The organism is Kitasatospora sp. NPDC059160 (genome assembly GCF_042755465.1).
Taxonomy (GTDB): Bacteria; Actinomycetota; Actinomycetes; order Streptomycetales; family Streptomycetaceae; genus Kitasatospora.
This window is the reverse complement of sequence record NZ_JBHZCN010000073.1, coordinates 1-22378: the sequence shown is the minus strand read 5'-3', so window position 1 is coordinate 22378 and position 22378 is coordinate 1. Positions and strand designations below refer to the sequence as shown.

The following is a 22378-nucleotide window of genomic DNA, read 5'->3' as shown; positions in this document are numbered from 1 at the left end:
GATGTATGTACAAGTCACCCCCTGTTCACCCGGCGGACGATCTTCGGGCCCACTTGGATGAACAGGAGAATCCGCAGGTGGAACGGCCTTGAGAAGTTCCGGCCCCGGGTGTCATAGTCGACTTGTGAAGACAAGTGAGGACCTCCCCCTCCACCAACGGCTCGGCGCGGAGTTCCTGCGCCGCATCGAGTCCGGCGAGTGGCCCGAGGGCGAGCCGGTGCCCAGCGAGTCGCAGCTCTGCGCCGAGTTCGGCACCTCCCGCGGCCCGGTCCGCCAGGCCCTGGCCATGCTGCGGAGCGCGGGCAGCCTGGTCGGCGGACGCGGCAAACCGCCCGTCGCCCACCGCACCGCGCCCTCCCAGCCCTTCGGCACCTTCCTGTCCTTCACCCAGTGGGCCCGCAGCATCGGCCGCGAGCCCGGGCAGCACACCCTGGAGGTGGCCCGCCGCCGGGCCGCCCCGGAGGCGGCCGCCCGGCTCGGCCTCGCCGAGGGCGAGCCGGTGGTCGAACTCGTCCGGCTGCGCCTGCTGGACGGCGTCCCGGCCATGCTCGAACGCTCCACCTTCGTCCACGAGGTCGGCCGCATCCTGTTCGACTTCGACCCGGACACCGGCTCGGTCTACCAGGAGCTGCTGCGCCGCGAGGTCGACCTGCACCACGCCCGGCACACCATCGACGCCGTCGCCGCCGGGCCGCGCGACGCCGAGCTCCTCCGGATCGCCACCGGGGACCCGCTGCTGCGGGTGCGCCGGCTCACCACCTCCGGCCGGGGCGTCCCGCTGGAGGACGCCGACGACCGCTACCTGCCCGCGATGGCCACCTTCACCGTCGAGAACACCGTCGAAGGCCGAACCGTGATCGGCCGCTACCGCACCGAAGAGGACTGAACACCGTGATCGAGCTCGCCGCCCTGGACATGGCCGGTACCACCGTCAACGAGTCCGGCGCCGTGTACCGCGCACTGCGCACCGCCGTCGAACGCAACGGAGTGGCGGTCGCCGACGCCGACCTCCAGACCTGGATGGGCACCGACAAGCGCGAGGCCATCGCCGCCCTGGTCCGCATCGGCGGCGGCACCCCCACCCCGGAGCTGGTCGAGGAGAGCTACGCGGCCTTCGCGGAGTTCCTGCGCGAGGCCTACCGCGCCAACCCCCCGCAGGCCATCGAGGGCGTCGAGGAGGCCCTGGCCGAGCTGCGCCGCCGCGGCATCAAGGTCGCGCTGACCACCGGGTTCAGCGACGACGTCGCCTACCCGCTGCTGGAGTCGCTCGGCTGGTCCACCGGCGAGGGCGGCAACCTGGACGCCGTCGTCACCTCCGACGAGGTCCCGCGCGGCCGCCCGGCCCCGCACATGATCCACCGGGCGATGGAGAAGACCGGGGTGATCGACACCCGCCGGGTGCTGACCGCCGGGGACACCGTGGTCGACGTCGAGGCCGGCCGCAACGCCGGGGCCGGCGTGGTCGTCGGGGTGCTGACCGGGGAGCTCACCCGGGCCGACTTCGACGGGCACCCGCACACCCACGTGCTGACGAGCGTCACCGAGATCCCCGCCCTCCCCGAGGCCACCCCGACCGCCTGACCGCACCGCTCCCGCCGTCGGCGCACCCCGACGGCGGGAGCGGTTGTCAAGGCGGCGGGAGGATCTCGTCGGAGTCCGTCGGCCCAGACCCCGGAATGCCGCACTCCCCGGGGCGACCCGCTAACGTGGACCGCTTCCGTACCCCCCGGTCCACCGAGGAGCAAAGCGCCGTGTCCGACAGCTTCGCGCACCTGCACGTCCACACCGAGTACTCGATGCTGGACGGGGCGGCGAAGAACGGAAAGCTGTTCGCCGAGGCGGAGAGACAGGGCATGCCCGCCATCGCGATGAGCGACCACGGCAACATGTTCGGCGCGTACGAGTTCTTCCACTCCGCCGCCAAGACCGGGGTGAAGCCGATCATCGGCATCGAGGCCTACGTCGCCCCGGCCTCCCGCTTCCTCAAGAAGCAGGTGTTCTGGTCGCCCGGCGGCCAGCGTCCCACCGGCTCCGACGGCGAGGGCGGCAAGGACGTCTCCGGCGGCGGCCGCTACACCCACATGACCATGTGGGCGCAGAACGCCACCGGCCTGCGGAACCTCTTCAAGCTCTCCTCGCTCGCGTCGATGGAGGGCTACTACATGAAGCCCCGGATGGACCGCGAGCTGATCGCCGCCAACGCCACCGGGATCATCGCCACCACCGGCTGCCCCTCCGGCGAGGTGCAGACCCGGCTGCGGCTCGGGCAGTACGACGAGGCGGTCAAGGCGGCCGGCGCCTACCAGGACATCTTCGGCAAGGAGAACTACTTCCTGGAGCTGATGGACCACGGCCTCTCCATCGAGAAGGACGTCCGCGAGGACCTCCTGCGCCTGGCCAAGGACCTGAACATCCCGCTGCTGGCCACCAACGACTCCCACTACGTGACCGCCGACCAGGCGGACGCCCACGACAGCCTGCTCTGCGTCGGCGTGGGCAAGAACAAGGACGACCCGAACCGCTTCAAGTTCAACGGCTCGGGCTACTACGTGAAGACCGCCGAGGAGATGCGCGAGCTCTTCCGCGAGCTGCCGGAGGCCTGCGACAACACCCTCGCGATCGCCGAGCGGATCGAGTCGTACGACGAGGTCTTCACCTACGTCGACCGGATGCCCCAGTTCGACGTGCCCGAGGGCGAGACCCAGGCCTCCTTCCTGCGCAAGAAGATCGAGGTCGGGCTCCAGCACCGGTACGGCGACAGCCCGAGCCAGGAGGTACTGGACCGGATCGAGCTGGAGATGGGCGTCATCACCCCGATGGGGTTCGACGCCTACTTCCTCGTGGTCGCCGACATCTGCCAGTACGGCCGGGACAACGGCATCCCGGTCGGCCCGGGCCGTGGCTCGGCGGCCGGCTCGATGGTCGCCTACCTCACCGGCATCACCCAGCTGGACCCGCTGGAGCACGACCTGCTGTTCGAGCGCTTCCTCAACCCCGAGCGCATCAACCCCCCGGACGTCGACATCGACTTCGACGACCGCCAGCGCGACCAGATGGTCCGCTACGTGACCGAGAAGTACGGCGCCGCGTACACGGCCCAGGTGAACACCTTCGGCACCATCAAGGCCAAGGCGGCCGTGAAGGACGCCAACCGGATCCTCGGCTACCCCTTCGCGATGGGCGACCGGATCACCAAGGCGATGCCGCCGGACGTCATGGGCAAGGGCGTGCCGCTGGCCGACCTGTTCGACGAGAAGCACTCCCGGTACAACGAGGGCACCGAGATCCGGGCGCTGTACCAGAACGAGCCCGACGTCAAGAAGATCATCGACACCGGGCGCGGCATCGAGGGCCTGATCCGCGGCACCGGCGTGCACGCCGCGGCCGTCATCCTCTCCTCGACCCCGCTGCTCGACCTGATCCCGCTGCACATGCGGGACAAGGACGGCGTGATCATCACCGGCTTCGACTACCCGTCGTGCGAAGCCATGGGCCTGATCAAGATGGACTTCCTGGGTCTGCGGAACCTGGGCATCATCGACCACTGCATCAAGATCGTGAAGGCCAACCGGGGCGTCGACGTCGACATCGAGAAGATCCCGATCGACGACCCCACCACGTACCAGCTGCTCGCCCGCGGCGACACCCTGGGCGTGTTCCAGCTCGACGGCGGCCCCATGCGCGCCCTGCTCAAGCTGATGAAGCCCACCGAGTTCGCCGACATCTCCGCCGTCTCCGCGCTGTACCGGCCCGGCCCGATGGGCATGAACTCGCACACCAACTACGCGCTGCGCAAGAACGCCCAGCAGGAGATCATCCCGATCCACCCCGAGCTGGAGGAACCGCTCAAGGACGTCCTCGGCCCCACCTACGGCCTGATCGTCTACCAGGAGCAGGTGCAGCGAGCCGCCCAGGTGCTGGCCGGCTACTCGCTCGGACAGGCAGACCTGCTGCGCCGCGCGATGGGCAAGAAGAAGAAGGAGGTGCTGGAGAAGGAGTTCGTCCCCTTCCACGCGGGCTGCAAGGAGCGCGGCTACTCCGACGAGGCGATCCAGGCGGTGTGGGACGTCCTGGTCCCGTTCGCCGGCTACGCGTTCAACAAATCGCACTCCGCCGCGTACGGCCTGGTCTCGTACCAGACCGCCTACCTCAAGGCCAACTACCCGGCCGAGTACATGGCGGCGCTGCTCACCTCGGTCGCCGACGACAAGGACAAGATGGCCGTCTACCTGGCCGAGTGCCGGCAGATGGGCATCAAGATCCTCTCCCCCGACGTCAACGAGTCGGTGGTCGACTTCACCGCCGTCGGCAGCGACGTCCGCTTCGGCCTCAAGGCCGTGCGCAACGTCGGCGTGCCGGTGATCGAGTCCCTGGTCGGGACCCGCGACGAGAAGGGCAAGTACACCTCCTTCGCCGACTTCCTGGACAAGGTCGAGCTGGTGGTCTGCAACAAGCGCACCATCGACTCGCTGATCAAGGCCGGCGCCTTCGACTCGCTCGGGCACAGCCGGCTCTCGCTCAGCAGCGTCCACGAGAGCGCCATCGACGCCGTCACCGGGTTGAAGAAGCAGCAGGCCATCGGGCAGGACGACCTGTTCGGCGCCCTCGACACCGGTGACGGCGGCGGACCCGCCATCGGACTGGACTTCCAGCTCACCGAGAACGAGTGGCCCCGGCGCCAACTCCTCGCCCTGGAGCGCGAGATGCTCGGCCTGTACGTCTCCAGCCACCCGCTGGACGGCGCCGAGCACATCCTCTCCCAGAACCGCGACACCTCGATCGCCGAACTCCTCGGCTCCGGCCGCTCCGAGGGCGAGGTCCGGCTCTCCGGGCTGATCACCGGCGTGGACCGGCGGATCAACAAGGCGGGCAACGCCTGGGCGATCATCACCCTGTCCGACCGCGACGGCTCGGTCGAGGTGCTGTTCTTCCCGGCCACCTACAACCTGATGGCCGAGCAGATGATCGAGGACAACGTCATCTCGGTCCGGGGCCGCCTCAACGAGCGCGACGGCTCGCTGAGCATCTTCGGCCAGGAGATCGCCACCCTCGACGTCTCCTCCGCCGAGCTCGGCACCAAGCCGCCGGTCCAGATCACCGTCCCGGCCTCCCGGATCACGCCCGAGGTCGTCGCCGAGCTCAAGCTCGCCCTCCAGGCCCACCCCGGGGACGTCCCGATCCGGCTGCTCACCACCAACTGGGACAAGAACACCCTGTACGAGCTGGGCTTCCGGGTGAACCCCGACAACGGGCTCGCCTCGGACGTCAAGACGCTGCTCGGCAACCGCGCCTGGGCGGGCGCGGCCGTACGCGCCGTCGCGGACCAGTCCGCCGGGCGGTAGACCCGCCGGAAGGGCCGGGCCGGGGTGGGGCGCTGCTGCGCTCCGCCCCGGCCCGGCCCTCGCCGCTTCGCGGATTCCCGTGGCGGGCCCGCCGCAGGCTCGCGGCAGGCCCGTGGCACGCCCCTCAGATGAAAACGGATATCATTACGGTGCGGGCAGTGGATCGCACCGGCCGGTTCCGTTGCCAATCCGTATGGACATGACACACATTGGCATCGCACGGGGAGCTCGAATGCGCACGGACACAGCGGGAGTCGGGATGCCGGTGGACGCGACCCTGGCCGGGGCCTGGCTGGAACGCTGGGAGCGCCAGCAGGAGCGGTACGCGGTGGAGCGCGAGGAGCGGTTCACCGTCATGGTCGACGTGGTGGAGCAGGTCGTCGGCCACCGCGCCCGTCCGCTGATCGCGGACCTCGGCAGCGGTCCCGGCTCGCTGTCCGCGCGGGTCGCCGAACGGCTGCCGCACGCCGAGGTCGTCGCCGTCGACATCGACCCGCTGCTGCTCGCGCTCGGCCGGGCCGGACACCCCCGGGTGACCCGCTGGGTGGAGACCCTGATCGGGCGCCCCGGCTGGATCGAGGACCTCGGACTCGACCGCCCGCTGGACGCCGTGCTCTCCTCCACCGCGCTGCACTACCCGCCGCCGGAGGCACTGCTCCGGATCTACCGCGACCTCGCGGGCGCGCTGCGGCCCGGCGCCGTCCTGGTCAACGGCGACCACCTGATCCCCGAGGAGCCCTCCCTCGCCGAACTGGCGCTGGCGATCGGCCGGCGCCGCTCCCAGCGCCGGGGCGTGGGCGGCGCCGAGGACTGGTCGCAGTGGTGGGACGCCGCCCGCCGGATCCCGGAGTTCGCCGAACTGCTGGCGGCCCGCGAGCGGCAGCTGCCGCCCAGCGAGGGCGAGGGCAACGGCCTGTCCGCCGCCCAGCACGCCGCACTGCTGCGACTGGCGGGCTTCCGCCAGGCCGGGTCGGTCTGGCAGTACGGCGCCAGCTCCGTCCTGGTGGCGCTGCGCTGACCGGAATTGGTCCCTGACCCAACTTCCTTCTGTCACAAACGGATTGAGTACTTTCATCTGGGCACAGTCTTTGCTCTGGCGTGACAGAAACCGCTGTTGATTCAAACTGAAAACAGTTACCGTTTGCCTCGGTCGTCGACCGGCCTGGGCAGCCCGTCGGCGAGCCGTGTGCCCCTCACCCCGGACCACCGACGGGAGGCTGACCACCATGCGGCCCTCACCGCTGTACCTGGAACCACGGCTGGAGCCCCGGCTCCGATCCCTCCTGGACACCACCGACCTCCTGCACACCCTGGTCGACGCACTCGGGTCACCGCTCAACCTGCTGCTGCCCGAACAGCTCGCCGACAACCTGGCCCGCTTCCGGTCCGTCTACCGCAAGCACCGGCTCACCGGGCGGATCCACTTCGCCCACAAGGCCAACCGCTCCAGCGCCCTGGTCCGGCGGCTCGCCGCCGCGGACGCCGCCACCGACGCCGGGCTCGACGTCGCCTCGCTCGGCGAGCTCCAGCACGCCCTCGGCGCCGGCTGCGCCCCCGAGCGGATCCTGGCCACCGGCCCGAAGACCCGCGAGTTCCTCTGGCTGGCCGCCCGCACCGGCGCCACCGTCCACCTGGACACCCTGGCCGAACTCGACGAGCTGGCCGACCTGGTGCGCAAGCACGCCCTCCCCCGGGTGCCCGTCATGCCCCGGCTCTCCGGCTTCCACTCGCCCGGCGTCACCGTCCTCACCCGGCCGAGCCGCTTCGGCGTCCCGGCCGACGAGCTCGACGCACTGCTGGACGCCCTCGAACGCCACCGCGACACCGTCGAACTCACCGGCGTCGCCTACCACTTGGACACCACCGGTATCGGCGAGAAGGCCGTCGCCCTGGAAGCCTGCATCCGGATCATGGACGAGTGCCACCGCCGCGGCCTGCACCCCCGCACCATCGACATCGGCGGCGGCTTCGGCGTCAACTACCTGGCCGACGCCGCCCAGTGGGAGCGGTACACCACCGCACTGACCGACGCCGTCCTGGGCCGACGGCCCCCGCTCACCTGGCAGGGGCACGGCTACGGGCTCCGCAACGAGTCCGGCACCCTGCGCGGCACGCTGGGCCTGTACCCCGCGCACCGCCCGGTCGTCGCCGAGGCATACCTGGACGAACTGCTCTCCCACCCCGCACCCACCCTCGGCCGACCGCTGGCCACCCTGCTGCTGGAGAACATGTACGACCTGGCCGTCGAACCCGGCCGGGCCCTGGTCGACCAGTGCGGGGCCACCCTCGCCCGCGTCCTGGAGGTGCGACGGGGGCCGGGCGCCGAGCAGCTGGTGCGGCTGGAGATGAACGCCCGGGACGCCGGCCTGGAGGACCACGGGGTGCTGATGGACCCGGTGCTGATCCCGCGCTCCGGCGCCCCCGCCACCCCGGCCATCCCGGACGGGTCCGTCGGCGTCCACCTGCTCGGCAACCTCTGCCTGGAGGCCGACCTGATCACCCGTCGGGTGGTCCACCTCCCCCGCCTCCCCGCCCCCGGCGACCTGCTCGCCTTCGCCAACACCGCGGGCTACCTGATGGACTTCAACGCCGGCGGACCGATCCGGCAGCCCGTCGCGCGCAAGGTCGCCGCCTACCGCCAGGACGGCGCCTGGCACTGGCGCCTCGACGAGCAGTACTGGCCCCTCGACACCGCGGGGCCCGCGACACCCCAGGGGGACGGACGCGCATGAGGTACGACAGCATCACCGACGCGATCGGCGACACCCCGCTGGTCCGGATCGACCCGGCCGTGACCGGCCTGCGCAGCATCGACCTGTACGCCAAGCTCGAACTGCTCAACCCCTTCGGCTCGGTCAAGGACCGCGCCGCCTGGAACATGACCCGCGAGGCGCTCCCCGCCGCCGTCGCGCGCGGCGACACCGTCGTGGAACTCTCCAGCGGCAACACCGCCAAGGCGCTCGCGCTGATCGCCGGCATGCACGGCCTGCCGTTCAAGAGCGTCACCAACCGGATGAAGGTCCCCGAGGTCAAGGACCTCCTGCTGCTGCTCGGCGCCGAGATCGAGGAACTGCCCGGCCGGGCCGAGTGCCTCGACCCCACCGACGCCGACGACCCGCTCACCCGCATCCACCGGATGCTCTCCGCGGCCGAATCCGGCTACCTCCACACCGACCAGTACTTCAACCCGCTCAACCTCGACGCCCACCTCACCGGCACCGGTCCGGAGATCGTCCGCGACCTCGACGGCCGCGCCCCCGACGTCTTCATCGCCTGCGTCGGCACCGCCGGCTCCTCCACCGGCGTGGCGACCGTGCTGCGCGCCCACAACCCGGCGGTCGAGGTGCTCGGACTGGTCGCCCACAAGTCCGACTTCATCCCCGGCATCCGCACCATCGACGAGGTGCACGAGGTCGGCCTGTTCGACCCCGACACCTACGACAGCATCGCCTCGGTGACCGCCGAGCAGGCCATCGACGGCATGCTCACCCTGATCCGCCGCTGCGGCCTGCTGGCCGGCCCCACCGGCGGCGGCGCCTACTACGGCGCGCTGCGCCACCTCCGCTCCCTGGACGCCGAGTTGGCGGGCACCGAGGAGCGCCGGACGGCCGTGTTCATCGTCTGCGACCGGGTCGAGAGCTACCTCGGCTACGTCCGCGACCGCCGCCCCGAGCTGTTCCACCGGCCCGCCCGGCCGAACTCGGTGGGCACCCTGACCGAGGCCGAACTCGCCGCCGCCCGGGCCGTCGACGTGGACGCCGCCCGCGAGTGGATCGCTGAGGAGCACCCGCTGGTGGTCGACCTGCGCGGCCCCTTCGCCTACGCCGCGCTGCACATCGAGGGCTCGGTCAACATCGTCGACGAGCTGTTCGACGAACTCCTGCACGGGGGAATGCCGTTCGGCACCCGCCGGCCCGTCCTGCTGGCCTGTCCGGTCGGCGAGAAGTCGGTCCGGTACGCCGCACTGCTCACCCGGATGGGGCACCAGGACGCCCGCAGCCTGGCGGGCGGCATCATCGGCTGGCGCGACGCGGGCGCGCCGCTGGTCCGGGACTGAACGGAGGCCGCGCATGAGCACCCTCGACGAACTGGACGGCTGGCACCGGGAGTTGCGCAAGCAGTTCCCGATCATCACCGGCGCCCCCGAGCAGGCCTACCTGGACAGCGCGGCCACCGCCCAGAAGCCGCGGGCGGTGCTCGACGCCGTTCACCACTACCTGACCACCGCCAACGCCAACGCCGGGCGCGGCACCTACACCTGGGCCAACGCCACCACCACGCTGGTCGAACGCACCCGCACCCGGGTCGCCGCCTTCCTCGGCGACCCGGCACCCGGGCAGCCCTCCGGAGTGCACTTCGTCAGCGGCACCACCGAGGGCCTGCGCACGGTGGCCCGGGACTGGCTCCCCCGGCACCTGCGGGACGGCGACGAGATCATCGTGCCCTTCGCCGACCACCAGGCCAACGCCCTGCCCTGGCTGGAGGCGCAGCAGCTGCTCGCCGACCGCGGCGTCCGCGTCCGGGTCCGCGAACTCCCGTACGACCCGGCCTCGCACGACTACGACCACCGGGCGCTGCCCGGACTCGTCACCGAGCGGACGGCCTTCGTCGCCGCCACCCACGTCCACCACGTGTACGGCGCCGACATGAACGTCCACCGGATCCGGGCCGCCGTCGGCCCCGACGTACCGATCTGCCTGGACGCGGCACAGAGCGTCGGCCACCTGCCGGTGGACGTCGGCCGCCTCGACGTCGACTTCGTGGTCTTCTCCGGCCACAAGGCACTCGCCCTGCCCGGCACCGGCGCCGTCTGGGCCCGCAACACCCGCGGCCCGGAGTTCCGCCCCGGCGGCTGGAGCGGCACCCCCAACACCTGCGGGATCGCCGGCCTGGAGGCCGCCCTGGACTGGCTCGACGCCGCCGGCACCGACCGCATCCGACGCTGGACCACCGCCCTGGCCACCCGCCTCACCGACGGCCTGAGCGGCTCCGACGCCTACCAGGTGCTCGGCTGCGGACAGAGCCTGGCCGCCGACTCCCCGGTGCAGCGCCGCGAGGCCATCGTCACCTTCCGACACCGCGCGATCCCCTCCAACGACCTCGGCTTCGTCCTCGCCAGCCACGGCCTGATGGTCCGCGCCGACGGCCACTGCCAGGCCCGCGCCGGCGAGACCGACACCTCGGTCCGGGTCAGCCTGCACGCCTACAACTCCCCCGAGGAGATCGACCGGCTGCTGGCCGCCCTGCCCGACGTCTAGGGCCCGCCTTCGGACTCCCGTCGTTCGCCCGGAGGGCGGGCGGGAGTCCGAAGACGGGCCCTGGCACCCGGGGGTGGTCAGCGACGCCAGCGGCGGTAGGCGTTCCACTCCTGGGTGAGCCAGGTGCCGTCGCCCAGGGGCAGCACGTAGTCGACCTCGGACATCGGGTACTCCAGGCGGCCGTGCAGGGCGCCGGTGGCGGGGTCGGCGAGCCAGTGGCTGTACTCGCGCCAGTCCTGCTCGCCGAAGAGGAGCACGGCGCCCTCGTCGTAGCGGTTGTGCAGGGTCACCAGCACGGTGGAGTCGTCCACGAAACCGGACAAGGAGGAGATGGACGGGTCGTTGTGGACCGAGCAGTCGCCGGTGCCGGGGGCCGGGAAGTCGCTCAGCCGGAGCGTGGCGGTGACCTCGTAGGAGGGCACGGCGTGCCAGCTGATGTCCCGGCCCCTCCGATCGACGGTCATGCAGCGGGTGTTGCCGGAGTCCGCGTCCAGGTAGTCGCGGTCCGCCGGGAGCCGGGGGACCGCGTCCTGCGGCAGCGGCTCGGCCAGGACGAGGGCGCCGGACTCCCGGCGGAGCCGGTGGCGGGTGGTCGGCCCGGAACCGCCCGAGACGTCCACCCCGATGACCTCGCCGTCGGCGTCCAGGAGCAGGCGGGCGTACCGCTCGTAGCCGCCGCACTCGAGCACGCTCCGGGCCAGCACCCGCCCCTCGGCGTCCAGGGTCAGGAAGAGGGTGGCGTCCGGCAGTCCGGAGGGCAGCCGCAGCCAGATCCGGAGCTCCCGGTCGGGACCGGTCACCGTGAACAGGACGTAGCCCCAGCGGTCCACCCGCCAGGTGCCGTACGGCTGCCGCCAGAGCTCCGTGCCGTCCTGGGCCGTCGCGACGTACCCGTCCCCGGTGCCGAAGACGGCGAAGGAGAGGTCGGGAGCCGTCCACACCGGCGCCCACCACTCGGGGCCCGGGGCCGGGAACTCGGCCTTCAGTTCGGCCTGCTCCCGCAGGTCGTAGAGGCGCAGCGAGGTGCCGTCGTGGACCTCCAGACGGGGAACGGGGCCGGTCGGATCGACGGAGGAGCGGGAGTTGCTCCCGCTCGGGATCGGGTAGCTGGCCACCGGCGTGGGGGTGATCGTCATGTCGCCATCCTCTCCCGACGGGCCGACAGCACCTGGCGGGATCTTGACGACCTTCGGCGTTCACGCCACTCGTGGGGGTGGGCCCCGGGACCGGAGGATGGAGTCATCGCCGACCGGGGAACCCCGGAACGGCCCACCGAACCCCGCCCCACCAGCAGGAACACGAGGTTTCCGATGTCCGCCAGCGCCGTCCTGACCGTGCCCGCCGCCACCCCGGCCGAGGCCGCCGCCCACTACGCCGCCCGGCTCGCCTTCGAGGCGGACGTCTCCGACGTCCACGCCGACCTGGCGTCCGGCGCACCCGGCGTGGTGGTGGTCGACACCCGCAGCGAGGTCGCCTGGAACCAGGGCCACATCCCCGGCGCCGTGCACATCCCCACCGCGCGGATCGCCGAGCTCGCACCGAAGTTGATCGACCCGGCCACCACGACCGTGGTCACCTACTGCTGGGGCCCCGGCTGCAACGGCGCCACCCGGGCGGCCCTGGCCTTCGCCCTCCTCGGCCACCCCGTCAAGGAGATGCTCGGCGGCTTCGAGTACTGGGTCCGCGAGGGCTTCGCGTACGACACCGCCACCGGCCCCGAGAGCCGCCCCGTCGACGACCTGACCGCCCCGCGCTCGGGCATCTCCTGCGCGTGCTGAGCGCCGACGCACGGCCGGGCGGCACGATCCGCCCGGCCACCCCGGCCGACCTGCCCGCGCTCGCCCGCCTGTGCGCCGACCACGCCGCCCACGAGCGCGCCGAGCCGGTGCCCGCGGACCTCGCCGCCCGGCTGGCGCCCGCACTGTTCGCCGCGCGGCCGAGGGCGTGGTGCCTGGTGGTCGACCACGGCGGCGAACTGACCGGCTACGCGAGCTTCTCCCGGGAGTTCTCCACCTGGCAGGCCGCCGACTACGTCCACCTGGACTGCCTGTTCGTCACCGAGGCCCACCGGGGCGGCGGGTGGGGCCGCGCCCTGCTCGACGCCGTACGGGACGCGGCCGCAGCACTGGGCGCCGCGCAGCTGCAGTGGCAGACACCCGCCTGGAACACCGACGCCATCCGCTTCTACCACCGGACGGGGGCCCTGAGCCGCCCCAAGGCCAGGTTCTCGCTCCCCACCCGCCCGACCGCTCAGCCGACCACCTCGTACGCGACGTAGTCCGGATGGGCCGCGCCGACCTGGCCCGAACGGCCAGACATGTACGGACAGGGGAACGGCGGCCCCGGCTACCCGGGCATCACGCCGTGGATGCGGGAGAGGGTGAACACGCGCTCGTCCTCGCGCAGGTGGCACCAGGCGTTCAGGTAGGGCGCGTCCAGGGCGAGGCGGCTGAGGGTGCGGACGGTCGTGTTGCCGGACGTGGCGACGTACTCGATCGTGACGGCCTGTCCGTGGTCGACGGCGTGGGCCAGTTGGCGGACGTCGGTGAAGGTCAGATGGCGCGCGTTCCGGGCGATGATCTCCTCGGTGTCGCCGGCGTAGGGGCGGCCGTCGTCCGGGGCGGGCTCCGCGCCGTCCTGCGGGGCGGCGCGGAGCCGGGCGGCGAGGGCGCGCAGGTCGGCGGGCTCGTCCTTGGTCGGGGTACGGGCGCCCGTGCGGGGCCTGCCGGGCCGACGCGGGGGCGGGGCCGGGCGCGCGGCGCGGGGGTGCGGGGGCCGTTCGATCCGGACGGTCCCGTCGGGGGTCTCGGCGACGGGGGCGTAGCCCGCGGCGCGCAGGGCCGCGAGGGTCTTGTCGGGCGGGGTCCGGCTGATCAGTACCGTCGGCGCGAGGTGCCGTAGGCCGAGCGGGGCGAGCTTGCGGTGGGCGGCGAGTTCGGCCAGGAGGGCGGGTTCCTGGCCGTGGATCACGCAGGCGGCGGCCGCGACGCGCACCCGGCCGTGGCTGCGCGCGGTGTCGTGGATCAGGTAGGAGAGCGGCTGGGGCAGCGGTTCGACGGCGACCGCCGCCAGGTCGGCGGTGAGGGCGTCGGGGGTGAGGCCCGCGTCGAGGGCCCGGCGGACGCTGCCCGGGCCGAACCGCCAGACGGAGGCCGCACCGGCGCTCTCCCGGTCCGCGGCGGAGTCCAGCAGTGCGTGGAGGTGCGCGGACGGGGTGCCGGCGACCACGGCGGTGAGGTCGCTGCCGAAGCGGGCGCTCGTGCTGGCGGCGGGCAGCAGCCGGTGGCAGGCGTCGACCAGCGCTTCGGCCTCGGCGTCGTCGCCGAGCGGGGCGGCCCCGAGCAGGGCGGCCCCGATCGGGGAGAGCGCCCCGAGGGCGAGGGCGCCGAGCAGTTCCGCCTCCCGGATCAGGGTGGCGAACGGCTCGGCGTCCTGCGGGAGTTCGTCGGCGAGCGGGCGCAGCCACCGGAGCAGCGCCCCCAGGTCAGCCGGTTTCGCCGCGCCTTCACCGGCCGGGAGCCGGGAGGCGGCGGTGAGCAGCCCGTGCCGGGCCTGGACGCAGCCCCCGCAGGGCGGCGCCCCGGCGAGCGCCGGCCGTGCCTTCCCGTCCTCGTCGCGGCTCCGGCCGGGGGTCAGGGGGAGCGACCACCAGGCCCGGAGCAGGACGGCGAGCCGCTCGGCCGGTTCCCGCCCCGCCCAGGTGTCGTAGGACGCGGTCGCGACGACCCGGTCGCCCTCCACGGCCAGGAGCCCGGCGGCGCTCGCCGCCTCCAGCACGAGGCGTAGCGGCAGTTCGCCGCACTGCGCGGCCCGGCCGATCCTGGCGAGCTCACGGGCGCCGATCCCGCCGGCCTTGAGCCGGACCGGCGGGGCGGCGGCGCACACGGCGAGGACGGACGTCGCGTCGGCGGCGAAGGCCATCGAGGCGGCCGCGGCCTCCCGTTCGACGTCCGTGGCGGTGGCGGGCGCCGTCGGCACGGCGGGCGGGAGGGGTGTGAACGGGGCGTGCCAGTCGGCACCGCGCAGGGCGAGGGCCACTTCGGCGGGCATGCGCGTGGGCCCGTAGTGGTAGCGGTCCCGGATCAGCAGTCCCCGCTCCACCGCCCACTGCTCGCCGGGTGCGGAGGCGGCAGGCGGCCCCCCGAACATGATGGCGCCCAGGTGCTCGGGAACCGTACGGGCCCGCCGTGCCAGGAGTTCCCGGGTGGCCTCCGGCGCCTTGGCCGCCAGCGCCGCGACCCGGGCAGGATCACTGTGGTGGTCGATCAGCGCCGCCAGCCGCCGCTCCTTCCTGTTGCCGTCCGGCTTGATCCCGGCCTTCGCCAGCATGCGGGCGAGATCGTCGGAGTTCGCGCCCGCGAGCAGGCGTGCGAGCGGTGCGTCGAGCCCCAGCGGCGCGCGCCACGCGCCCCCCAGTGGCGCCGCCATCCGCAACCGGCCGTCGCCGCCCGGCCACACCAGCGCGCGGTCCGCCAACTCCCCCAGGGCGGCGGCCAGTCCATGGGCACGTGCACCGCCCGTCGCGTCCAGGAGGCCTGCCAGCTCCTCCTGCGACGCGTTCCCCAGCGCGGCGAGGGCTTCCGCCGCCTGGAGGCACGGCAGCGTCAGCCGGGGCAGGGCCGAGGCCACCGACGCCGGGCGCTGCAGACGGTCCGCCAGTTCGCCGACCGAACGCGGTTCCGGGGGCGAGGCGGCGTCCGGGCGCGCTGCCAGGATCCGTTCCAGGGCCGCCGTGTCGAGGCCGCGCAGCCAGGCGACCAGCGCCGACCCGTTGTTCTTACCGATGGGACACCTCACCGCTCAGCAGGGCGGCCGTACTCGCCCGGGGGTACCAGGATGGCCCATCGGCAGCGGCGCGGTGCACCGCTCCCGGAATGCGACGTCCGGGACTCGACAGTCAAATGACTGATGCTGCGTGTGCGTCGGAGCGGGAAGCATCGGTGGCGGCGGTCGGAGGGTGCCCCACCCCCGGCCGTCGGTCCCCCGATGTTCTCTTCCAAGGAATTCCCATGAGCTCCCTTCGCGCCAAGTGGCGCATGGCCGCCGTCACCGCGACGACCGCCCTGGCCGTGCTGATGTTCTCCAACGCCCCCGCGTCCGCCGCCGTGTTCGGCGAGAGCAGCACCTGGGCCAGCGAGATCGAGGACAACGTCCCGGTCCGGGCGAACGGCTTCATGGGCGAGGCCCGGGCCGTCAACGGCGATCTCATCCAGGTGTGGCGCGGGTACGACAACCCCGGCATGTACCTCTCGCTCGACCACGGCCGGCCGGTCCGCCTCGCGGGGGCGACCAATGCCAGCCCGCAGGTGGTCTACATGGGCGGGGCCCAGTTCGTGCTGTTCCACACCGGCACCAACGGGTTCATCTTCTACTGCGTCCTGACCGTGAACCAGGCCAACAACGGCCAGCGGTACCTGAACTTCGGCAACTGGATCCAGGTCCCGAACGGCGCCCAGACGAACGACGGCCGCCCGGTGGCCATCGCCGCGCTGCCGCACAACAACATCTCGCTGGCGTTCCACGGCGCGAACAGCAACGAGATCTGGAGCATGATCTTCAACATCCCGAACAACCTCTGGGGCGACCCGGTGCGGGTCGCCGGCGCCACGAGCAACTCCTCCCCGGCGCTGGCGTTCAGCCCCGCCAACAACCTGCTGCTGATGGCCTACCGGGGGCTCGACAACCGGGTGAACGTCATCCGCACGTACTACCAGAACAACGGCTGGTACGGGCGGAGCATCCTGGACGGCGTGCAGACCGACTCGGAGCCGGCCATCGCCATGGCGGGCTCCGGCTGGGGGCAGGTCGCCGTCCGGCAGCAGGGCACGGGCGTGCTGTACCTGGAGGACGTCCAGGACACCGGCTCGCACGGCGACTGGACCCGCGAGGCCGTCGCCTTCGCCTCGGCGTACGGCCCGCGGCTCATCATGGACGCCTACCGCGCCTACCTGGTCGCCACCAACCTGAACGGGTACGTCATGTGGAAGCAGTCCCGCCAGTACTGAGCCCGTACTGAGCCCGAACCGGGCCCGACCGGCGACCTGACACTGCCCGGGGTGGGGCGGCCGTGAACCCGGCCGCCCCACCCCGGGCTCCGGCGTCCGGTCAGGCGGGGTGCGGCGCCCAGGCGGCTTCGATCATCCCGAAGACCTCGTCCACCGTGGCCGCCGGGTCGGCCGCGTCGCGGGCCAGTGAGAAGGCGTCGATCACGAAGCGGGCGACGGCCCGGCAGGCGGTGGGGGTGCGGGTCTGCCCGGGCAGGGCGGTGACGGCCGCGGCGAGGGCCGCGGCGTGGCGCAGCCGCATCGACTCCTCGTAGGCGCGCAGGGCGGGCGAGGAGTCGATCAGGCGCCAGATCGTGGCGGCGCCGTCGGCGGCGCAGTGCCGCACCATGGCGTGGATCTCGCGGCGCAGGGCGGGGATCAGCGGGTCCTCGGGGGTCCGGTCGGTGACGGCCCGGACGAGGCGCTGTTCGAAGTCCTCGTCCTGCTCGAAGACCAGGGCCTCCTTGGCGGCGAAGTGGGAGAAGACCGTGGTGACGGCGACGTCGGCCTCGGCGGCCACCTCGCGGATGCCCACCGCGTCGTAGCCGCGCTCCAGGAAGAGCCGCAGGGCGGTGTCGGCGATCTTCCGGCGGGTCGCGGCCTTCTTGCGCTCGCGGCGGCCGGTCGGCTCGGGCGCGGCGCCGGCCCCGGTGGTCCCGGTCGCGGCGATGGTCCCGGTGGTCCCGGTCGGCTCGATGGTCCCGGTCGGCTCGGTCATGCCCGTGATGCTATCAGCCATGAAAACGGAACAGTTCCAAAACACTAACCGTTAGTGCTACGGTCGGCCGCATGGAGACCATGAAGAAGGTGAGCTACACCGAGTTCGGCGGCCCGGAGGTCCTGCGCCTGGTGGACGCCGCGCGGCCCGAGGCGGGCCCCGGCCGCATTCGGATCGCCGTACGGGCGGCGGGCGTGAACCCCGTGGACTGGCGGCTCCGGGAGGGCCAGGTGCTGGGGGCCCATCCGCTCCGACTGCCCGCCGGGGTCGGGCTGGACGCCGCCGGGGTGGTGGACCAGGTCGGGGCGGGCGTCGAGGGGGTCGAGGTCGGCGACCACGTGTTCGGCGAAGGGGTCGACACCTACGCCGAGTTCGCGGTGCTGACCGCCTGGGCGAGGATGCCCGAGGGGCTGGGCTTCGAGGAGGCGGCGGGATACCCCTCCGTGGTGGAGACCGCGCTGCGCGTCCTCCGCGAGGTCGGTGTGCAACCGGGGCAGACGCTGCTGGTCAGCGGTGCGGCCGGGGGCGTCGGTTCGGCGGTGCTGCAGATCGCCCGCGACCGCGGCATCACGGTGATCGGCACGGCCGGCGCCGCGAACCAGGACTACCTGCGCGGCCTGGGTGCGCTGGCCACCACGTACGGCGAGGGCTGGGTGGAGCGGGTGCGCGGGCTCGGCCGGGTCGACGCCGCCCTGGACCTCGCCGGCAACGGTGTGATCCGCGAACTCGTCGAACTGACCGGGGATCCGAGGCGGGTGGTGTCCATCGCCGACCTCGACGCGCCCGGGCTCGGGGTCCGGTTCTCCGGCACGGCCGGAAGCGTCCCGGCGGCGCTCGCCGAGGCCGCCGACCTGATCGCCCGGGGCCGGCTGCACATCCCCGTCGACACCTCGTACCCGCTGGCCGCAGCCGCGGCGGCGCACGCCGACAGCCGGGCCGGGCACACCCGCGGACGCCGGGTCATCGTGGTGTGAGAGCGGGCTGACGCCCCGGACCGGACCGAGCAGTGCCGGTCCGGGGCCCCGCTCGGGCCGGGGCGGGTCAGCCGTCGTTCTCCGCGGAGGGGATGTAGGCGCCGGGGACGTCGTTCGGGGCGTGGATCGCGTCCTCGCCCGGGTACGGGGTCCGCCAGTTGTGCGTCTGGTACCAGGTCAGGTGGTTCATCTGGGCCGGGTTGGCCCGGTCCGGCGCCGCGTTCGGGCCGGTCAGCTGCTGCTTGGACTTCCAGTCCTCCCACTGGGCCGCGACCTGCCGCTCGGCCGCCGGCGGGGCGACGGTCACCGGCGCCGCCGCGCCCGCGTCCGGGGCCCCGGGTACGTCGACGCCGCAGGACGGCGGGGTCTTGAGGCCGTCGGTCAGCGAGGTGCGGTTGGGCACCGCGGTGAACGGGGTGAGGTCCGGCTTGTCGGTGAAGGCGGTGGTCATCGGGCTGGCCGCGCTGTCCTTCTGGTTCATCGGGTGGATCCCGAGGATCTGCTCGATGGTGCGGACCATGGTGATCTGCGAGTAGTAGCGGCTGTCGACGGCGCCGTGCTGCGCCCAGGGGCTGATGATCTGGATCGGGGCGCGGTGGCCGTCGACGTGGTCGAGGCCGGCCTGGGAGTCGTCCTCGACCACGAAGATCGCGGTGTCCTTCCAGTACTCGCTGTGCGAGATCTCCTGGACGATCCTGCCGACCGCGAGGTCGTTGTCGGCGACCTGCGCGGCCGGACTGGCCGGACCGCCGGTGTGGTCGCTGGACAGCCACAGCATGTTGAGGGCCGCCGGACCGTTCTGCTCGAAGTCCTGCTTCCAGATCTGGTAGCGGTAGAGGTCCGGCACATCGGTGTCGAACTTCGGGAAGCCGGGCACCGACACGTCGTTGAGCGAGGGGATCGGCGAGGAGGAGTTGAGCGGGTAGGCGGTGTCGTCGCCCGTCGCGTCCATGTTCTTCGAGTCGCAGTACAGGTTCTGCCAGGTCGCGCCGTCGGGCTTGGTGAGGAACTGGTGGAACTCGCCGAAGTCGCGCACGTCCTGGCCGGCCGCCTGGGCACCGGTCCACAGGAAGCCCGAGCGCTGGTGGCCCAGGGCGTCGTCCTCGGTGTCGTAGCTGCGCTCGTACTCCCCGGCCGAGGACTCGGTGTACTCCGGATTGTCCGCCTGCATCAGCCAGTTGTGGCCCTCGGCGGAGTTGGTGCCGATGTCGTAGGTGTTGTCGTAGAGCCCGAACTGCTTGGCCAGCGCCTGCTGGTTGGGCGTGACGTTGGCACCGAACTGGGCCAGCTTCGGGTCGCCGTTGCCCTTGCCGATGTCGCCGAAGACCTGGTCGTAGGTCCGGTTCTCCTTGACGATCAGGAAGACGTGCTTGATCGTCGACGGGTCGCCGATCCGGGCCGGCACCGCGACGGGCTTCGCCTTGTGCCCGTCCGCCGTCCGGACGGCGCCCTTGGTCCAGCCGTTCTGCCGGAAGACCTGGTCCGTCCGGGAGCGGATCTCCTGGTCGGACGGCAGGGTGAACTGCGTCAGGCTGGAGGTGGTGTCGTGGGTGTTGTGGGCGCCGGTGGAGTTGGGGCGGCGCGCGTCGATGCCGCGGGTGTTGGAGACGACCACCTTGGAGCCGACGGTGGTGACCTCCGCCGGGAAGTAGTCGGTGGGCAGCAGGCCGACGTAGCTCACCGGCTCCTGGGCGCCCGCGAAGCGGTAGACGGCCACCGCGTCGGCCCGGCCGAGGGTGACCAGCAGGCGTCCGTCGTCGGTGAGCGTGATCGCGGTGGGCTCGTAGCCCACCGAGGCCTCCGGCCAGGGCTTGGTGGAGATCCGCTGCACCACCTTGCCCCGTGCCGCGTCGATCACGGACACCTGGTCGGAGGAGGTGTCCGCGACGAAGACCGTCCCGCCCTTGGCGTACACGGCCGTCGGGTGCAGGCCCACCTCGATGGACCCGACGGCGGCGGAGCGGTCCGCCAGGTCGATCACACTGACGGTGCCCGTGGTGGTGGCGCCGGTGTCCGGGTCGGCCGGCACCTGGGTGCCGTAGGAGTTCAGCGTGTCGTCGTCGCCGGTGGCGGCGCGGCCGCCCTCGTTGCTGACGTACAGCTTGTGCCCGACCTGGACGATGCCGCGCGGTGCGTTGCCGGTCGTCCAGCTCTGCCCGAGCGCGCCGGTGGCCGCGTTGATCTCGACCACCCGGTTCTGGCCGTTGACGGCCGCGTACACCGTCGAGCCGTCGGCCGAGAACACCAGGCCCGAGGCCAGCGCGTGCTTGGTGCCGTCGGCCGGGATGGCGACCTTCACCGGGTTCGCCAGGGAGCCGTCCGCGTTCACGGTGAACCTGGTGTAGCCGTCGAGCTGGCCGAGCCAGAGCTGCTTGCCGTCCGGTGAGTAGACCGGGGCCTCCTGGCCGACCGAGCCGTCGGTCAGGTGCAGGTCGGCGGTCTTGGCCTTGCCGGCGCGCTGCTGCACCTTGCCGGTCCTGAGGTCGACCACGACCAGCGAGGCGTCGCCGTCGGCCAGCGAGGCGGCCAGGTGGGTGCCGTCCGGGCTGACCCGGGAGCCCATCAGCTTGCCGTTGTCGATGACCAGGCGGTCGCCGTACGGGGCGATGTACTGGTCGCTGGAGATCACCTGGCCGTCGGCGGTAACCTGGCCGACCTGGTCGGTGCCGAACTGGTGGGTGGTGGCGAAAGCGGTGCCCGTGGCCACGGCCACCGCCGTGATGCACGCCGTGGCCAGGGTGGCCCGGCGGCCGACCTTGCGGCCGAGGAGCACCGGGTGCTCCCTCTGGACTCGTCGACGACGCGTTACCTGCATGGCGTCAGCCCTTCGTGGTGAGTGCGCTGCGTTGATTCCGGTGTCTTCGCTGCGGGTGGTGCTTGTGGTGCTTGTGGTGCACGTGGTGCTGGTGATGCGAGTGGTGCGGGTCATGCGCTCAGTGCGCTCAGTGCGCTCAGTCCGTCGAGGAGTCGAGCAGGTCGATCTGGCCGTCGAACTGCCAGAGCGGGTTCGGCGCGTCCCCGGTGCCGGTGTGGACCAGGAAGTAGCCGTTGACCTCCTTCGGCCCGTCGCCGTCGGCCATCACCCGGCCGTCCGAGGCGACGTCGAGCTGGTAGACCGCCGTACCGGGGGCCTCGGTGCCGGGCAGGTGCCAGGTGACCACGCAGCGCCAGTCGTTGCCCGGGCCCTCCGGTTCGACCTGGCCGTCGCCCCGGTTGCAGTCCGCGGCCACCCGCAGGTCGGCCTCGGTCACGGCGGGGCGGTGCAACTGCTCGGTCTGCAGCCGGTACAGGTGGGCGAACACGGTGGAGACCGTCCGCTGGACCTTCGCCCGGCTGATCCCCGAGCCCGTCGAGGGCGCGGCCACCGCGACCACCCCGGTGGTCAGCGCGAGCAGCCCGGCCAACGGCAGCACCCCGTGGGTGAGCGCGCGGCGCTTCTCGCCGTCCTCGCTGCCGTTGGTGAAGTCCCGCCGGACGAACAGCCGGTAGGCCGCCGTGGTCGCCACCACGGCCCAGACCAGGCTGACCGCGACCGCGATCAGCAGCTCCGGCAGCCGGTTCGGCGCGGCGAACAGCCCGTTCCAGGAGACGAAGGCGTAGCCGGGCAGGGCCAGCCGCAGCGGCACCGGGAGCGGCAGTGTCTGGGCGAGCTGCATCGCGACCGCGGACAGCGCGGGGACGAGCAGGCCCATCGGGGAGCGGCCCAGCACGACCGAGCCGAGCAGGCCGAGCGAGGCCAGCGCCATCGTCGGCGCCAGCGCGGCGGCCCAGGCCAGCAGGACGCCCACGGCCGCGTCGGACGGCGCCAACAGGTGCCCGTCGACGCCCACCAGCGGCTGGTTCCCCACCGCGGCGAGCCCGCCCGCCGTACCGGACGCCACCAGTCCGGCCACCAGCAGGACGATCACGGTGGCGCTCGCCAGGGTCTTGGCGAGGAAGATCCGGCGCGGCGAACGGACCGCCACCAGCAGGTGCCGCCAGGTGCCGAGCCGGTCCTCGGCGGCGAACACGTCGCCCGCGACCACCGAGGTCAGCAACGGCA

The 22378-nt window shown here is 72.6% G+C and carries 16 protein-coding genes; 11 read left to right on the top strand and 5 right to left on the bottom strand.

What is annotated here, in order from left to right; translation table 11 throughout:
• Positions 1-124: 124 nt before the first annotated feature.
• From ACFXOZ_RS27975 to ACFXOZ_RS27945, 7 genes are all read left to right on the top strand, one after another.
• Positions 125-886, top strand: a complete 762-nt coding sequence (locus ACFXOZ_RS27975; protein ID WP_380523671.1) for a GntR family transcriptional regulator — start codon at positions 125-127, stop codon at positions 884-886.
• Positions 887-891: 5 nt separating this feature from the next.
• On the top strand, positions 892-1581 hold the full coding sequence (locus ACFXOZ_RS27970; protein ID WP_380593166.1) for a phosphonatase-like hydrolase: 690 nt from the start codon (positions 892-894) through the stop codon (positions 1579-1581).
• A gap of 170 nt (positions 1582-1751) precedes the next feature.
• Positions 1752-5342 carry a DNA polymerase III subunit alpha gene (gene dnaE / locus ACFXOZ_RS27965; protein ID WP_380523674.1) on the top strand — a complete coding sequence of 1197 codons (3591 nt, stop codon included), beginning with the start codon at positions 1752-1754 and terminating at the stop codon, positions 5340-5342.
• A gap of 232 nt (positions 5343-5574) precedes the next feature.
• Positions 5575-6360, top strand: a complete 786-nt coding sequence (locus tag ACFXOZ_RS27960; RefSeq protein ID WP_380593165.1) for a class I SAM-dependent methyltransferase — start codon at positions 5575-5577, stop codon at positions 6358-6360.
• A gap of 208 nt (positions 6361-6568) precedes the next feature.
• Positions 6569-8074: a Y4yA family PLP-dependent enzyme gene (locus tag ACFXOZ_RS27955; protein ID WP_380593164.1), complete on the top strand. Its 1506-nt coding sequence runs from the start codon at positions 6569-6571 to the stop codon at positions 8072-8074.
• Positions 8071-9399, top strand: a complete 1329-nt coding sequence (locus ACFXOZ_RS27950; protein WP_380523682.1) for a pyridoxal-phosphate dependent enzyme — start codon at positions 8071-8073, stop codon at positions 9397-9399. The genes ACFXOZ_RS27955 and ACFXOZ_RS27950 overlap by 4 nt, the downstream gene beginning before the upstream one ends.
• Positions 9400-9412: 13 nt before the next feature.
• Positions 9413-10600 carry an aminotransferase class V-fold PLP-dependent enzyme gene (locus ACFXOZ_RS27945; protein ID WP_380593163.1) on the top strand — a complete coding sequence of 396 codons (1188 nt, stop codon included), beginning with the start codon at positions 9413-9415 and terminating at the stop codon, positions 10598-10600.
• 77 nt (positions 10601-10677) lie between these two features.
• Here the strand turns inward: ACFXOZ_RS27945 and ACFXOZ_RS27940 are convergent, their stop codons facing one another.
• Positions 10678-11736 carry a hypothetical protein gene (locus ACFXOZ_RS27940; protein ID WP_380593162.1) on the bottom strand — a complete coding sequence of 353 codons (1059 nt, stop codon included), beginning with the start codon at positions 11734-11736 and terminating at the stop codon, positions 10678-10680.
• 174 nt (positions 11737-11910) lie between these two features.
• Here ACFXOZ_RS27940 and ACFXOZ_RS27935 point away from each other — a divergent pair, with 174 nt between their 5' ends.
• Both ACFXOZ_RS27935 and ACFXOZ_RS27930 read left to right on the top strand, forming a co-directional pair.
• Complete coding sequence (locus ACFXOZ_RS27935) at positions 11911-12378, top strand: rhodanese-like domain-containing protein (RefSeq protein WP_380523688.1); 468 nt, start codon at positions 11911-11913, stop codon at positions 12376-12378.
• Entirely contained in the window at positions 12372-12878 is a 507-nt protein-coding gene (locus ACFXOZ_RS27930) for a GNAT family N-acetyltransferase (RefSeq protein WP_380523690.1), read from the top strand. Before ACFXOZ_RS27935 ends, ACFXOZ_RS27930 begins: the two co-directional genes overlap by 7 nt.
• A 68-nt stretch (positions 12879-12946) precedes the next feature.
• On the opposite strand, the gene ACFXOZ_RS27925 is transcribed toward ACFXOZ_RS27930, so the two are convergent.
• Positions 12947-15397 carry a helicase C-terminal domain-containing protein gene (locus tag ACFXOZ_RS27925; RefSeq protein ID WP_380523692.1) on the bottom strand — a complete coding sequence of 817 codons (2451 nt, stop codon included), beginning with the start codon at positions 15395-15397 and terminating at the stop codon, positions 12947-12949.
• A gap of 212 nt (positions 15398-15609) precedes the next feature.
• Here ACFXOZ_RS27925 and ACFXOZ_RS27920 point away from each other — a divergent pair, with 212 nt between their 5' ends.
• Positions 15610-16605 (top strand): hypothetical protein, encoded by a 996-nt coding sequence (locus tag ACFXOZ_RS27920; protein WP_380523694.1) that lies wholly within the window; start codon positions 15610-15612, stop codon positions 16603-16605.
• 100 nt (positions 16606-16705) lie between these two features.
• Here ACFXOZ_RS27920 and ACFXOZ_RS27915 read toward each other — a convergent pair whose 3' ends face one another.
• Positions 16706-17362 (bottom strand): TetR/AcrR family transcriptional regulator, encoded by a 657-nt coding sequence (locus ACFXOZ_RS27915; protein ID WP_380593161.1) that lies wholly within the window; start codon positions 17360-17362, stop codon positions 16706-16708.
• Positions 17363-17442: 80 nt separating this feature from the next.
• Between ACFXOZ_RS27915 and ACFXOZ_RS27910 the strand changes: the two genes are divergently transcribed.
• Positions 17443-18336 (top strand): NADP-dependent oxidoreductase, encoded by an 894-nt coding sequence (locus ACFXOZ_RS27910; RefSeq protein WP_380593184.1) that lies wholly within the window; start codon positions 17443-17445, stop codon positions 18334-18336.
• A gap of 67 nt (positions 18337-18403) precedes the next feature.
• On the opposite strand, the gene ACFXOZ_RS27905 is transcribed toward ACFXOZ_RS27910, so the two are convergent.
• Both ACFXOZ_RS27905 and ACFXOZ_RS27900 read right to left on the bottom strand, forming a co-directional pair.
• Positions 18404-21151 carry an alkaline phosphatase family protein gene (locus ACFXOZ_RS27905; protein ID WP_380593160.1) on the bottom strand — a complete coding sequence of 916 codons (2748 nt, stop codon included), beginning with the start codon at positions 21149-21151 and terminating at the stop codon, positions 18404-18406.
• A gap of 136 nt (positions 21152-21287) precedes the next feature.
• Positions 21288-22378: ABC transporter permease (locus tag ACFXOZ_RS27900; RefSeq protein WP_380593159.1), on the bottom strand; the 1091-nt coding region annotated here is incomplete at its 5' end.

Bases quoted from the DNA above. Each gene is read 5' to 3' on its own strand.
- ACFXOZ_RS27960 (WP_380593165.1), top strand. From the start codon at position 5,575: ATGCGCACGGACACAGCGGGAGTCGGGATGCCGGTGGACGCGACCCTG.
- ACFXOZ_RS27955 (WP_380593164.1), top strand. From the start codon at position 6,569: ATGCGGCCCTCACCGCTGTACCTGGAACCACGGCTGGAGCCCCGGCTC.
- ACFXOZ_RS27950 (WP_380523682.1), top strand. From the start codon at position 8,071: ATGAGGTACGACAGCATCACCGACGCGATCGGCGACACCCCGCTGGTC.
- ACFXOZ_RS27945 (WP_380593163.1), top strand. From the start codon at position 9,413: ATGAGCACCCTCGACGAACTGGACGGCTGGCACCGGGAGTTGCGCAAG.
- ACFXOZ_RS27940 (WP_380593162.1), bottom strand. From the start codon at position 11,736: ATGACGATCACCCCCACGCCGGTGGCCAGCTACCCGATCCCGAGCGGG.
- ACFXOZ_RS27935 (WP_380523688.1), top strand. From the start codon at position 11,911: ATGTCCGCCAGCGCCGTCCTGACCGTGCCCGCCGCCACCCCGGCCGAG.
- ACFXOZ_RS27920 (WP_380523694.1), top strand. From the start codon at position 15,610: ATGAGCTCCCTTCGCGCCAAGTGGCGCATGGCCGCCGTCACCGCGACG.
- ACFXOZ_RS27915 (WP_380593161.1), bottom strand. From the start codon at position 17,362: ATGACCGAGCCGACCGGGACCATCGAGCCGACCGGGACCACCGGGACC.
- ACFXOZ_RS27910 (WP_380593184.1), top strand. From the start codon at position 17,443: ATGAAGAAGGTGAGCTACACCGAGTTCGGCGGCCCGGAGGTCCTGCGC.
- ACFXOZ_RS27905 (WP_380593160.1), bottom strand. From the start codon at position 21,151: ATGCAGGTAACGCGTCGTCGACGAGTCCAGAGGGAGCACCCGGTGCTC.